Source organism: Streptomyces sp. NPDC058470 (genome assembly GCF_042721055.1).
In the GTDB taxonomy this organism is placed as follows: Bacteria; Actinomycetota; Actinomycetes; order Streptomycetales; family Streptomycetaceae; genus Streptomyces.
Map to the genome: position 1 here is coordinate 54,772 of NZ_JBHXMF010000061.1, position 285 is coordinate 55,056.

Consider the following 285-nt stretch of genomic DNA (forward strand, 5'->3'; position numbering starts at 1 on the left):
GCCTCGATTTGCATCGAGGCGCCCCGCTCCAGTACGTTTACGGCTCCGCCTGAACGGGAACCCGGAACGCCTCGTGCGCCGGATCCAGTCCCCGGAAGGGGGCGGAAATTCCGACTCAGAACCTCTGATAAAGTCGGAACCGCCGGAAAGGGAAACGCGAAAGCGGAAACCTGGAAAGCACCGAGGAAATCGGATCCGGAAACGGTCTGATAGAGTCGGAAACGCAAGACCGAAGGGAAGCGCCCGGAGGAAAGCCTGAGAGAGTCTCTCGGGTGAGTACGAAGG